The sequence below is a fragment of the Ralstonia pickettii genome (assembly GCF_001699815.1).
GTDB lineage: Bacteria > Pseudomonadota > Gammaproteobacteria > Burkholderiales > Burkholderiaceae > Ralstonia > Ralstonia thomasii.
Window position 1 is genome coordinate 1 of sequence record NZ_MCGB01000030.1, and the last position, 14,072, is coordinate 14,072.

A 14,072-nucleotide genomic window follows, 5' to 3' on the forward strand; every position below is an offset into this window, starting at 1 on the left:
CCTACCCATGCCTCCGCGCCGCCAACCCCACCCCACTCACCAACAAAACCGCAGCCGCCACTTCAAGCCCATGAGGCCATCGTGCCTCATAGATAAACCCATACAAAAGCGCAAACACCGTCTCAAACACAATCAACTGTCCCGACAGCGTCAACGGCAACTTGCGGCTGGCCGCATTCCACAGGCTGTTCCCCAGCACGGACGCCCCCAGCGCCACGCCTATATTCACCAGCCAGAACATCCCCCACGCCGACGGGGGCTGCGCAGAAGCCGTCGCCATACCGGGCAGCAAAAACGCCGGCACGGCCAGTGCCAGTGACAGCACTCCAGTCGCAACGCCCGTCAACAGCGACCACTCCCGGCTCGTGAACTGCGGCCGCGCGCGCAGGTACCGCGCATTGCACACCGCATACACCGTCCAGCACGCCAGCGCACCTGCTGCCATCAACAGCCCGAAGAGATAGGTTCTGCCGCCCGCACTCGAATGCACGTCTGGCGCATCCAGATAAATGCACACCACGCCCGCGACGGCCATCAGCAAGGGCAGGGCCAGTTGGCGCAGGGGCAGGCTGCCGCGTTCGGCCGCGCCGGCCAGCGTGACCGTCACCGGCAACAGCCCGACGATGAGCGACACCGGCGCCACGCCTGCGCGCTGCACACCACCGGCCACGCACAGGTAGTAAAGGATGTTGCCCGGCAGCGATAGCAACAGCAGCGCCGCCCATTCGCGCCCGGTCGTCTTGCGCCACAGCGTGCGCCACACCGGCAGCGCCAGCGCGAGCGAGAGCACGCCATACAGCACGTATCGCGCGGCAGACAGCGCCAGCGGCGAGAACTGCGGCAGCATCTTCGGCGCGACGAAGATCACACCCCACAGCGCCCCGGCCGCGACGCCGTAGCCGATGCCCGTGAGGTGGTCGCGCCGCGCGTCGTGCTGACCGTGATGAAGCTGCGTTGCAGTGGAGGTGTCGCCAACAGCCATGGAGCGCCTGTCCGAAAAGATCAATCGAACCGGCACTCTGCGCGTGCGCGTGTCGCGCGTCTTGGCGAAGACGGCTGCGCTTTGGCAAAAACGGAAATGGCCCGGGTTAGCGGCGCACCGCTGCGGGCGTGACGCCGTGTGCGGCCTTGAGGTGGCGCGTGAGGGCGCTCTGGTCGTAGTAGCCGGTGCGTGCGGCAATCTCGGCGATGGGCAAGGCGGTGGTTTCCAGCAGCGTCAATGCATGCCGCAGCCGTACCTGGGCCAGATGCGCATGCAGCGTGGTGCCATAGGTGGCACGGAACAGCGTGGCGAGGCGACGCGCACTGACGCCCGCCTCGGCGGCAAGCGCATCGACGGTGAGCGGCTCGGCGTAGCGGTGCTCGATGGCGTGCCATGCGCGCTCGGCACGCGCGTCGGGGCGTGCGCGGATCTGCGCGGCTTGGTTGACCGGATGCGCCGCGAGCGTCGCCAGCGCGAGAGACGACCACGCATTGGCCAGTACGGCATCGACGATGGGCGCGTCCTGCAGCCAGGTCGTCAGTGCGCGCAGGCCCGGCGTAAGTGGAAAGAACACGCGATCGGCCAGGCCGCCCAGGCTGGGGGCGTCCACGGTCTGGCCGGGAATGTCGAACACGATGAAACGGTTGGCGCCCGTGGCTTCAAACGCATGCGTGGCGCCAGCCGGGATGAGCGCGGCGTGGTGCGTGTCGACGCGGCCGCCGCGGCCGTCCACGTCCATCTCGAGGATGCCGCGTGCGGGCATCACGACTTGCATGAAGTCGTGCGAGTGTGGGGGCGCGGCGAGGCCGTAGGTACGGAAGTCCAGCATGATCAATTTGACAACCCGGTGGATATAACCTTCATGTCACATTTTCCCCGGGGATTTTTCGTGCGTGTAGCGTACTCCTGTATTGAGATCTCGATGCCGACCATCTCAGAGGAGAGGCCTCTGGCGCTAACGGAAGAGATCGGCCGGACACGCCGCTGCCTACAACCTGACGTCGGGCAACCCGCTGAACGCGCGAAACCCACGGCATATCGGTTTTCATCGGTGGGGTAGACCTATCGTATCCAGTCCAGCATCGCCACTAAAGATGGAGATGGCGCGGCGCCATAAACCACCTTGAGTGTGTGCTGCCATTCGGCGAAGAACGCGCTGGCTTCAGCAGACCGGCCTTCTGCCCGCAGGCATTCCAGCAGGTGACGGCAGATGCCTTCTGCTGTCGGGTGCAGGCGAAGCGCGCGCTGATACACAGTCGTTGCCGACGTTGGTGCATTGAGGGCTTCCAGCTTTTCCCCCACGGTGAGCACGGTGCGCACCAGTTCGGCACGCAGGCGTTCCCGCTGCGGAAGCAGCCATGGTTGCTCGGCCTCGTCGGCGAGGAAGTCCCCGGTGTAGGCGGCCAGCATGTCCAACGCGGCTGTCAATAGCGTGTCGGAATCGGGGTCAGGTGTTTTTGCCAGATCGAGTGCGATTTGGCGATGCGCCTGGAACGTCCAGAGATCGAGCCCGCACAAGTGCATGTTGAGCCCAACCTTGCCGTTGCTGACCACGATGGCATCGGCATTGCCGAGCAGTTTGCGCAGCCGGTGAATGGCCACGTCGAACGCACCTTTGGCGCTGTCGCCATCCGCGTCGGGCCACAACGCGGCTGAGAGATGGTCGATGGCGACTTCCCGTCCCCCATACGCGACGATCGCCTTGAGCGTGTCCAGCGTGCGCCGGTTGCCCTTGCCGCTCTGCGCTAGCGGCTCACCTGAGCAACTCACGCTGAAAGCCCCGAGCACGCGCAGTTCAATCTCCCACGGCCAGTGCTTCACGCGCGCAGTTGGCGCCTGTAGACGGCGTTTGCGGACCAGTGCGGTCACGTAGTTCGTCTCAATGCCGGTTGCCAACGCATGGGCCGCCAGGCGGGCGACCATCGGGTCATGCCAGCCAGGGAAATTCGTGATGCCGAAGCGTCGGCCCAGCGCCAGCGCCTCCGGCAGCCATGGGCTGGTTGGTGCGCCACGATCCAACGCCATCACCGCGCGCACCATCAACGTGTGGCAGAGCGCCACCTTGCTATCGACGTCGCGCGACAGCGCCTCTGCTTCTTCGACAAACGTGTCGGCCTGTTCTGCCTGGCCGAGCAAGTGCGCGATATATGCGCTGGTGGCAAGGGTGAACGCCACGCCGAAGCGGAAGTTGAGTGACCGAAAGCCATTGCGCCCGAACTCAACCATGAGTTCCGCCTCGCGCAAGCGGTCTTGCTGCAAGGCCAGCCACCCGCGCTCGAAATGGTGCATGGCCTGATCGAGTGGCCGGCCCATGTGAATGTCTTGCGCCAGCTTGGCCCGGAACGATTCCGCCTCCATCACATTGCCGGCGGAGATAGCCGCCGCCAGCCCATGATTCAGTAGCGCGTGCTTCCACAGGTAGATGTCGCTGGCGTGCATCAAGGCTTCCGTTTGCTCTACCACGGCGATGCATGCATCGTTCTCGGCAAAGAACCAGTAGCCCATCGCCTCGGTGGTGAGGATCGTGGTGCGCAGCAGGTCGCTGGTCTGCGGCGATGCCACGGCCGCCCGCATGAGCTGGAGCACTACGCGCGCACGCTCAAGATCGCCCGTCCACAGGTGATAGACCGTCAGCATGAAGCCGAGCGAGGCTTGCGTCTGCACGTCCACCGTGCCGATGAAGACGAGGGCGCGGTCGGTCCAATGTCGGCTATCCGCATGGCCCATGGCGTGAAACGCCAACGCCGCGAGCACGCTGGCCAGCACGCGCGCTTCGATTTGCGCATCGGGAAACGCCGGGTAACGCGCGCGCAGCGTGTCCAGCATTTCCAGCCAATGCGTGAGCGGCCGGTAATCGCGGGATTCGAAATAGATGCAATCGACGATGCTAGACCAGGCGAGGTAACAGCCAGCGGCATTGTCATGCGCCTGGAACAGCGTCAACGCCGGCTCGAAGTAGAGGCGTGCATTGCCCGGGTCCAGCGCCATGCGGCTGGTGCCGGCCCAGAACAGCAGCCAGGGGTCGGCATTGAGCACGGCGGTGGGGAGTTGCCCAAGCAAGTCGCTCAACGTGCGATAGCGGCCTTGCTGGAGAACCATTGGTGCATGGCGCAGCGCCAGTGCCGCAAGTTGCGGCATCAGCCCGGCATCGGCCAGCAATTCGCCGGCGCCGGCAAGCTCGCCGCGCGCTTCCAGCAAGGCGGCGGCGTTGGCTGTCAGCTGCTGCCGCTCGTCAGCGGAAAATGCATCGGGTAACCGTGACAGCAAGAATTCGCGAAACAGCGCGTGGTACTGGTACGACGCCCCTGCCCCGCTGCCGAACTGGTCGATGAAGTACTGCTGGCAATGCGCGGAGGTAACGAAGTGATCGACATCCGTGCTGCCGGTGAGTTGGCGAGCCTCGGCCAGATCGAAGTTCGGCAGGATCGCCGTGCACAGCAGGAAGCGGCGCAGCTCGGGCGACGCGGCGACGATCATCTCCTGCGCGAAATACGGGAACAGCACTTCACGCGAGTCCAGTCGGTCGACGTCATAGCTGCCCACGCGGCCAATCTGGTCCAGCAGCAACACCACGGCGGCTACCCAGCCGCCGCTGCGCGCATGCAGCCCGCCGGCAAGCTCGCGCTCTGCATCGGGGCGCTGTTCCAGCGTTGCCAGCGCGGCGGGGTGGCCGGCCAGGATGGCGCCGGTTTCTTCCTCGGTCAGCCGCAGGTGTTGCCAGTCCACCAGCGCGAGTTGCTGATTGGCTTGCAGCCGCGCCAACTCAGGCGGCGGCGCGGATCGGCTCAACACCAGAATCCGCACGTGCTCGGATGCCTCGGCCAACGCGGCTTGCAGGATTCCCTTGAAGCTGGGCTCGGCCTCCGCTGCGTGCACGTTCTCAAGCACCAGCAGGGTGGCTTCTGGTAGCCCCGAGAACAAGGCCCGGAAGTAACGCCGCGCAAACGCTGCCAGGTCAAACAGATGGTCGGGGCTGAACAGCGGCGGCTGGGTGGCACTGTCTGCACCAAGATGCGCAGCGCAGGCTTGCCCGAAGGTCCGGAAAAAGCTGGCCGGGTCCATGTCGCCGGCGTCCACCTCGTACCAGATGGCGGGCAGCCCGCTCGCTTCCAGATAGCTGATCGCCAGTTTGGTCTTGCCCGAACCGGCAGGGCTGGCCACCCACACGATGGGGCTGGCCGCAAAGCCGCGCCCGATGCGGTTCAGCACACGCGGGCGCAGCACGATGCCGCCCGACTGCGGGCGGTTGATCTTGGAGAGCGTGGGAGCGGAGTTCAAGCGGAGGTCGAGTGCCAGCAGGAGGTTCGCGGAATGTGCGGCAAGGGTGCAGCGGGATTATCCCGTGCGCTGCGCTGCTCGCATGCCTCGGGATTTCCAGAATGTCATGCACTTCGGCTCGGGTGATTCCCCTCGGAAGGAGGGTGCGTTTCGGCACATCGAGCCCCATCGCCGCCCAGATCGGTAAGTCATCGGTAAGTGGCTGCGTGGCGTAATGCCTGAGCGCGGTCCATAGGAGCCACACGGCGTCTTCATTCATTTGAATGATGCGCGGCGCCATGTGCTTCTAGAGGATCCGATCCAATCCGGTCCGAAACCGAGCTATTCCGTACCACACCACAAAAGAGCCCGAGGGAGGGAACCATGAAGCTCACACCGATCGCAATCAGCGCTGCAGTGCTTGTTTTGACCGCTTGCGGCGGAGGCGGAGATGCTCCGCCTCAGCTAACCACGCAGCAATCGCAGACGATCAGCGGCGTGGCGGCCACTGGCGCGGCCTTGCCCGGTGCAACGGTCAACGTGACCTGCTCGGCGGGTTCGGGTACGGCCACCACGAGAGCGGACGGCAGCTATTCGGCACCCATCACGGGCGCCAGCCTGCCTTGCGTGGTGACGGCCACCAGCAGCGACGGCAAGACGGTGCTGCACTCGCTGGTTGCCGGTTCAGGATCGATCGGCAGCACCGCCACGGCCAACATCACGCCGCTGACGGAACTGCTGCTGGCACAACTGGCCGGACAGGACCCGGCAAAGTATGTGGCCGGATTCAGTTCGACGACGACCGTGAATGCCAGCGACGTCACCGCCGCGCAAGCTGCCCTGATCAAGGTGTTGCAGAGCGCCGGCTTTGACGCGTCGGGCATCGGTGACTTCCTGGGCGGCACGCTCAGCGCAGGCAGCGGCCAGGGTTATGACGGGGTGCTCGACACGCTGCAATCGAAGCTGGCCGGCGCGGGCGTCACCCTGACCGACCTGAGCACCGCGGTTGCCAGCACCAGCGGCAGCTCCAGCGGGTCTGCAGGCTCGACGGTTGGCACCGTGCTGGCGCCGGCCAATTCGGCCTGTCCGGCGCTCAAGAGCGGCGATCATCGGCTGATCAAATTCTCGGATGGTTCGGCACAGGTGGTGACCATCGACGCGGCCAAGCTGACCGTCGCGGTGGGCGGCTCGAGCTACCAACTGACCCAAGGTGCGACGGCCTGCGATTACACGTTGAACGATACCGGTTCGACGCGCGTGCTGGTGGCCAAGTCGGGAATGGCGGTCTGGACCAACGGCAGCGGTGGCACGGGCGTACTTTCGCTGTCGCTTCCCAAGCAGATCGTCGATCCGACCGCTATCAACGGAAACTACATCTATGCGCTCCTGAGCGGGGCAGGCCAAGGCACGTTTGGCACGAATAACTATGCGAAGGGCGTCGTGACGGCTGCCACGAATTGCGCGGTCAACGCGCCTTGCGCGCCTGATCTGAATTCACCGTATGGGCACATGGTTGCCACGTCGGATGGTGGGGTCGACTGGGTTGATGATGGCGCCTCCGCAGGTACCGTCAACGCCCACGCCTATGGGTTCCGGAACGCGCAGGGGAATACGGTTTTCGTGGTTGCGCTGACCGGGGGCGGCGTAGGCATCTTCGCCCCGCAGACGACGCTGTCCATGCCAGCAGTCGGCACGACCAACGCCTTCTGGCAAAGCAACGTCAAGTCGACCGGTCTGAGCGCGGTGACGGAAGACAGCAACACCATCACGGCGGTGAATGGCTCGACGGTGACACGCACCTTTGCCGATACCCATACGGACCAGATCATCTACAACGATCCATTCGCCGGCCTGCGCCATCGGCCCGGTACCAAGGTCTGCACGAACACGAGCGGTGTTGCGGTTACGTGCAACGAGACGTGGCAACTGCCGTTGAGCGGCCTGACGCTGGCATTGAGCGGGTCGCCGTCCGTCACGCCATCCACGTATCAGGTGAACTTTTCGGTCAACAAGCCCGGCAACTAAATCGAGAAAGGCGCCGTCATCAAAAGCGGCAACGGCCAGGGCGCCAACCGAGCGCCCGGCACTGCCGCCTTCGGGGAAGTTGGCACCGGCTCATCGCGAGCCGGTGCCAGCGCAAAAAAATACCCGGCCACAGATCGTCTGCGCCGGGTCTCGGAACTTTCACGGAAAGAGGATCCGTGAGAAGAGGAACAGGCGCATCGTGCGCCGCCCGCATGACAGCGGCATGTCAGCCGCGCCTGCGTCCTCATTCCTCCTGGATCGTCACCTTGTTCGGATAGAACGCCAGATAGCCGGCCACCTCGCGCGCCACGGGCTTGGGCTGTTCGTACGTCCAGACGGCGTTGTCGGCGCGCACATCGCCGGCCACGATCGTGTAGTACGACGCATCGCCCTTGTACGGGCAATGGGTGTGATGCTGCGTGCGCTCCAGCAGGTTCATCTGCACATCGTCGCGCGGGATGTACTGCACCGGCGGGTACGACGCCTCGCGCAGCGTGCGCGCCAGATGCGTGCTGGCGATGGTGAAACCGTTGAGGGTCACGGTCACGCGGCGCGGGTTCGACTCGACGGTGATGGGGTGGTTCGGATCGATTTCTGGCATGCGGCACTCCTGCAGTTGGGCGAGGGAAGACGCTTTCACTGTAGCAAGCGCCGCGCGCGCCTTCCTCTGGCTGCAGGCTTCCGCTTACCAGTGCGTTTCCGATTCCGGCGTGGACGAGACGCGGTGGATCGCCAGGTCGGCGCCCATGAATTCGGCCTCGCGGTCCAACCGCAGCCCAACGAGCTTGCGCAGCGTGCCGTACACCACCGTGCCGCCGACCAGCGCAATGACAATGCCGCCGGCCGTGCCCGCCACCTGCGCCCAGAACGACACGCCGCCCAGGCCGCCGAGCGCCTTCAGGCCGAAGATGCCGGCCGCGATGCCACCCCACGCGCCACACAGGCCGTGCAGCGGCCACACGCCCAACACGTCGTCGATGCGCCAGACGTTCTGCACGCGCGTGAACATCCAGACAAACAGCACGCCCGCGATGCCGCCGACGGCAAGCGCCCCCAGCGGGTGCATCACGTCGGAGCCCGCGCACACGGCCACCAGGCCGGCCAGCGGCCCGTTGTACGAGAAGCCCGGATCGTTCTTGCCCATCCACCACGCGGTGAGCGTGCCGCCCACCATGGCCATCAGCGAGTTGATGGCGACCAGGCCGCTCATCTTGTCGAGCGTCTGCGCGCTCATCACGTTGAAGCCGAACCAGCCCACCGCCAGCACCCAGGCGCCGGCGGCCAGGAACGGGATGTTGGACGGCGGATGCGCGGCGATGCGGCCGTCGTCCTTGTAGCGGCCGTGGCGGGCGCCCAGCAGCAGCACCGCCGGCAGCGCGATCCAGCCGCCCACCGCGTGCACGACCACCGAGCCGGCGAAGTCGTGGAACTCCGCGCCCGTCACGCTCTGCAGCCAGTGCTGGATACCGAAGCGCTCGTTCCAGGCGATGCCCTCAAAGAACGGGTAGACAAAGCCCACCAGCACGAAGGTCGCCGCCAGTTGCGGCTCGAAGCGCGAGCGCTCGGCAATGCCGCCGGAGATGATGGCCGGGATAGCGGCCGCGAAGGTCAGCAGGAAGAAGAACTTCACCAGCTCGTAGCCGTTCTGCTGGGCGAGCACGTCGGCGCCGGTAAAGAAGTTGACGCCGTACGCGACTGAATAGCCGATGAAGAAGTACGCGATGGTCGACACGGCAAAGTCGACCAGGATCTTGACCAGTGCGTTGACCTGGTTCTTCTTGCGGACGGTGCCCAGCTCAAGGAACGCGAAGCCGGCATGCATGGCCAGCACCATGATCGCGCCCAGCAGGATGAAGAGCGCGTCGCCCCCGGTTTTGATGGAGTTCATTGCGGTTGTCGTGCGGGTTAAAGGTCAGCGCCATCCGGGTGCGGTGCGTGCCCGGAAATGGCGCAAAAGGCACCGACAGATGCAAAAGTTGTTCCAGCGGTGTGCAAAAAGGTGACATGGCGCACCATGGTCGTGCGCGGGAGGTCGTTGCCCGGCAGCGCGACGGCCGTGGCCCGAAATCGGTGCGTTCTTGCTTTGAATTGGTGCATCTGGCGCTGCGCGTGCGCTTTGATGGTGCGTTGCGCCGTTCTGACAGGCGCTACGGCTTGGCGCCGGACACGCTGAACGACGCGGCCACGGCGTCCCACAATGGTTCGTACCGCAAGCGCACGGCGCTGGCCTGCTCGGGCGATGTGGCGAGAGACTGCATGTGCAGCATCAGCAGCGCGCCGTCGGTCGGCACCATGAAGACGCGGCCGACCAGCGTGTTGCCGGGGGCGCGCGGGATATTCGGCCCGGGCGATTCGCCGATGTAGCTGGCCCACACGCCGATGCGCCCGCCGAACGATTGCGTACCCCAGCCGAGCAGTCGGCAGGGGGCCGCCACGGCTTGCTTCACGGCATCGCGCATCCAGCGCGGCTCGCGGCTGTCGGGCACGGTTTCGGGGTCGCCTTCGGTGGGGCGCACGATGAGCTCAATGCGCGACAGCCCAGAGCCGCCCTGATTGGCCCACGCGCCGATCGCCACCCGTGCCGGGTCGGGCTTGCGCGGCGCCGTGGGCGGCACGCGTTCCCACGAGAACGGCAGCCGCAGGGCGAGGCTCGCGCCGCGCGCATTCGGCCAGTCAGACAGGGTCACGGCCTGGGTAAAGCGGCTGCCCAGCTCATCGGCGGGGCGGTCGTCGTAGACCACCGCCAGCAGGGTCTGCAGCGTGGCGCGGTCCTGGCTGCCCTGCGCACGCGCAACCACGCGTTCGGCCAGCGAGTGGGCGGTCTCGGCCGTCTGGGTGGCAACGCCCACGCTGGGCTGGTGGAGGTCCAGCGCGCGCTCGATCAGCAGTTGGCGCTCGTCGTCGGATAGCGGAATGCCGGCGATCAGGCGGCGGGTGCGGGCCAGCGCCTGCGGGAAGGTGTTGTCGAACTGGGTACGGGCGCGGATCAGCTCCTCACGCTGGCCGGGAAAGCGCTGGATGGCGCGGTCGAGCGCCTGCGACTGCACGGTCAGGAACCCAAGCACGCTGATCAGCCCCGGAATGGCGCCAGGCGTGTAGTCCCACGCCAGGGCGTGACCGGACCACGCCAGCAAGGCGGTCAGACACCAGCGCATCGTTGCGCGGCTTGGCATTGGAAGTTCCCCCTGTGGTCGGACCCGTTTCCGACCGAAATCCGACTCTAACGATTTGTATCGATTGTGTGCAAGATGGGTGTTGCACCGAGATCGGACCGTTCCGGCTCCTAACCATTTGCGCAAACCATGCCGGGCGGCGGCGCGCCAGTTGGAAGGAATCGCGCTTCGGCCACCATGAAGCCGCAGGTAAGGAAGAACGGGAAGGCCGGCGCCCCGTAAGGCCGGTTGACGAGTGCGTCAACCCCGAAAATACTGTCTGTTCGACCCTCCGACCGGCACGCCGCGCCTTGTGCGCCGTACAACATATTCAACGCCGGCGCCCCACTTATAGAAGGTGGAGACATGACCGATCTTTCCGCTGCCCGCGCGGCCGATCCCACGCCTGCCAGCGAACCTGGGCCCGCGCGCAACAAGGTGCGCTTCGTGACGGCCGCTTCGTTGTTCGATGGGCATGACGCGTCGATCAACATCATGCGGCGCATCCTGCAGTCGATGGGCTGCGAGGTGATCCACCTCGGACACAACCGCTCGGTGGACGAGGTGGTGAACGCGGCATTGCAGGAAGACGTGCAGGGCATTGCCGTGTCCAGCTACCAGGGCGGCCACGTCGAATACTTCAAGTACATGATCGACGCGCTGCGCGCACGCGGCGGCGAGCACATCCAGGTGTTCGGCGGCGGTGGCGGGGTGATCGTGCCGGCGGAGATCCGCGAACTGCAGGACTACGGCGTCGCGCGCATCTACAGCCCAGAAGACGGCCAGCGCATGGGCCTGGCCGGCATGATTGCCGACATGGTGCAGCGCTGCGATATCGATCTCTCCATCCATGCGCCCGCTACCCTTGACCCGGTAGCCAATGGCGACCGCCGTGCGCTGGCGCAATTGATCACCGCACTCGAGTCAGGCCGCATCGATCCGCCATTGCGTGAAGCCGTACATGCGGCTGCGGCAGCCACGCCGACGCCGGTGCTCGGCATCACGGGCACGGGCGGCGCGGGCAAGTCGTCGCTGACCGATGAGTTGATCCGCCGCTTCCGGCTCGACCAACAGGACACGCTGCGCATCGCCGTCATCTCGATCGATCCGTCGCGGCGCAAGTCGGGCGGCGCGCTGTTGGGCGATCGCATTCGCATGAACGCGATCAACCATCCGAACATCTTCGTGCGCTCGCTGGCCACGCGGGAGGCCAGCCGCGAGATCTCCGACGCGCTGCCCGATGTGATTGCCGCATGCCGTGCCGCCGGGTTCGATTTCATCATCGTCGAGACCTCCGGCATCGGGCAGGGCGATGCGGCCATCGTGCCGCACGTCGATTTGTCGCTGTACGTGATGACGCCCGAGTTTGGCGCCGCCAGCCAGCTGGAGAAGATCGACATGCTCGACTTTGCCGATCTGGTGGCGATCAACAAGTTCGACCGCAAGGGCGCGCAGGACGCCTGGCGCGACGTCGCCAAGCAGGTGCAGCGCAACCGCGAGCAATGGCACGCCCGCCCCGAAGACATGCCGGTGTTCGGCACGCAGGCCTCGCACTTCAACGACGACGGCGTGACGGCGCTGTATCACGCGCTGGCCGATCGACTGAACGAGCGGGGCATGGCGCTGGCTGAACGCACGCTGCCGCGCCCGGCCGGCAAATGCTCCACCAGCCACGACGCCATCGTGCCTCCCGCGCGCGTTCGCTATTTGGCGGAGCTGGCCGATACCGTGCGCGGCTACCACCGCCGCGTCGACGCGCAAAGCCGCCTCGCGCGCGAGCGCCAGCAGTTGCGTGCCAGCCACCGCATGCTGGAGCAGGCCGGCGCCACGGTGCAGACGCTGTCCGCGCTCGACAAGCAGGCGGCCGAGCGCGACGCGCAACTCGGCGCGGCCGAGCGCAAGCTGCTCGCCATGTGGCCTGACCTGCGCCGCGCGTATTCCGGCGACGAATACGTCGTGAAGATCCGCGACAAGGAAATCCGCACGCAGCTCACGCACACCACGCTCTCCGGCACCACCATCCGCAAGGTCGTACTGCCGCCGTATGAAGACGACGGCGAAGTGCTGCGCTGGCTGATGCGCGAAAACGTGCCGGGCAGCTTCCCGTACACCGCCGGCGTGTTCGCCTTCAAGCGCGAGAACGAAGACCCGACGCGCATGTTCGCGGGCGAGGGCGATGCCTTCCGCACCAACCGGCGCTTCAAGCTCGTCTCGGAAGGCATGGAGGCCAAGCGGCTGTCCACCGCGTTCGACTCCGTCACGCTCTACGGCGAAGACCCGGCGCTGCGCCCGGACATCTACGGCAAGGTCGGCAATTCGGGCGTCTCCATCGCCACGCTCGACGACATGGAAGTGCTGTACGACGGCTTTGATCTGACCAGCCCTGCCACGTCGGTTTCCATGACGATCAACGGACCGGCGCCGACGATCCTGGCGATGTTCATGAACACCGCCATCGACCAGAATCTCGCCCGGTTCCGTGCTGACAACCAGCGCGAACCGACGCAGGACGAAGAGGCAAAGATCCGCGCGTGGGTGCTGCAGAACGTGCGCGGCACGGTGCAGGCCGACATCCTCAAGGAAGACCAGGGGCAGAACACCTGCATCTTCTCGACGGAGTTTTCGCTCAAGGTGATGGGCGATATCCAGGAATATTTCGTGCACCACCAGGTGCGCAATTTCTACTCGGTGTCGATCTCGGGCTACCACATCGCCGAGGCGGGCGCCAACCCGATCTCGCAACTCGCATTCACGCTCGCCAACGGTTTCACGTATGTGGAGGCGTACCTCGCGCGCGGCATGCACATCGATGACTTTGCGCCGAACCTGTCGTTCTTCTTCTCCAACGGGATGGACCCGGAATACAGCGTGCTCGGCCGTGTCGCGCGCCGCATCTGGGCAGTGACGCTACGAGACAAATACGGCGCGAATGAGCGCAGTCAGAAGCTGAAGTACCACGTGCAGACCTCGGGCCGATCCCTGCACGCGCAGGAGATTGCGTTCAACGATATCCGAACGACGTTGCAGGCGCTGATCGCCATCTACGACAACTGCAACAGCCTGCACACAAATGCCTACGACGAGGCCATCACCACCCCGACGGCCGAATCCGTGCGGCGCGCCCTGGCCATCCAGCTCATCATCAATCGCGAGTGGGGCCTGGCCAAGTGCGAGAACCCGAACCAGGGCAGCTTCGTCATCGATGAACTGACGGACCTCGTGGAAGAAGCCGTGCTGCGGGAGTTTGAACGCATTGCCGAGCGCGGCGGTGTGTTGGGGGCGATGGAAACCGGCTACCAGCGCGGCAGGATCCAGGAAGAGTCGATGCTGTATGAGCAGCGCAAGCACGATGGCTCGCTGCCGATCATCGGTGTGAATACGTTCCGCAACCCAGACGCCGATAGCGTGGTGCCGCCGCACATTGAACTGGCGCGTTCCAGCGAGGAAGAAAAGCAGAGCCAACTCGCGCGGCTGCAGGATTTTCATGCTCGGCATGCCGGGGAAGCCCCGGCCATGCTGCAGCGCCTGCAGCGCGCGGTGATTGACGATCAGAACGTGTTTGCGGTGCTGATGGACGCGGTGCGGGTTTGCTCGCTGGGGCAGATCACGCATGCGTTGTTTGAGGTGGGGGGGCAGTATCGGCGGAATATGTAGGA

General features: G+C 65.4%; 8 protein-coding genes. 2 read left to right on the forward strand and 6 right to left on the reverse strand.

Features of this window, described 5'->3' with window-relative positions; genetic code table 11:
- Position 1: 1 nt before the first annotated feature.
- From BEK68_RS05940 to BEK68_RS05950, 3 genes are all read right to left on the reverse strand, one after another.
- Entirely contained in the window at positions 2-982 is a 981-nt protein-coding gene (locus tag BEK68_RS05940) for a DMT family transporter (RefSeq protein ID WP_009239285.1), read from the reverse strand.
- A 106-nt stretch (positions 983-1,088) separates the two neighbouring features.
- Entirely contained in the window at positions 1,089-1,811 is a 723-nt protein-coding gene (locus tag BEK68_RS05945) for an AraC family transcriptional regulator (protein WP_004633613.1), read from the reverse strand.
- Positions 1,812-2,044: 233 nt separating this feature from the next.
- On the reverse strand, positions 2,045-5,260 hold the full coding sequence (locus BEK68_RS05950; protein WP_009239284.1) for a BTAD domain-containing putative transcriptional regulator: 3,216 nt from the start codon (positions 5,258-5,260) through the stop codon (positions 2,045-2,047).
- A gap of 363 nt (positions 5,261-5,623) precedes the next feature.
- Here BEK68_RS05950 and BEK68_RS05955 point away from each other — a divergent pair, with 363 nt between their 5' ends.
- The gene (locus BEK68_RS05955; RefSeq protein WP_009239283.1) at positions 5,624-7,264 is read left to right on the forward strand and encodes a hypothetical protein; all 1,641 of its coding nucleotides are present in this window, start codon (positions 5,624-5,626) and stop codon (positions 7,262-7,264) included.
- A 244-nt stretch (positions 7,265-7,508) separates the two neighbouring features.
- Here the strand turns inward: BEK68_RS05955 and BEK68_RS05960 are convergent, their stop codons facing one another.
- The 3 genes from BEK68_RS05960 to BEK68_RS05970 all read right to left on the reverse strand — a co-directional run bounded on the left by BEK68_RS05960 (position 7,509) and on the right by BEK68_RS05970 (position 10,437).
- Positions 7,509-7,865: a DUF427 domain-containing protein gene (locus BEK68_RS05960; RefSeq protein ID WP_009239282.1), complete on the reverse strand. Its 357-nt coding sequence runs from the start codon at positions 7,863-7,865 to the stop codon at positions 7,509-7,511.
- Between the two features lie 84 nt (positions 7,866-7,949).
- Complete coding sequence (locus BEK68_RS05965; protein ID WP_004633619.1) at positions 7,950-9,152, reverse strand: ammonium transporter; 1,203 nt, start codon at positions 9,150-9,152, stop codon at positions 7,950-7,952.
- A 259-nt stretch (positions 9,153-9,411) separates the two neighbouring features.
- Positions 9,412-10,437 carry a hypothetical protein gene (locus BEK68_RS05970; RefSeq protein WP_004633621.1) on the reverse strand — a complete coding sequence of 342 codons (1,026 nt, stop codon included), beginning with the start codon at positions 10,435-10,437 and terminating at the stop codon, positions 9,412-9,414.
- 345 nt (positions 10,438-10,782) lie between these two features.
- On the opposite strand from BEK68_RS05970, the gene icmF reads away from it, so the two are divergent.
- The gene (gene icmF / locus BEK68_RS05975; RefSeq protein WP_009239281.1) at positions 10,783-14,070 is read left to right on the forward strand and encodes a fused isobutyryl-CoA mutase/GTPase IcmF; all 3,288 of its coding nucleotides are present in this window, start codon (positions 10,783-10,785) and stop codon (positions 14,068-14,070) included.
- The last annotated feature ends 2 nt before the right edge of the window (positions 14,071-14,072 follow it).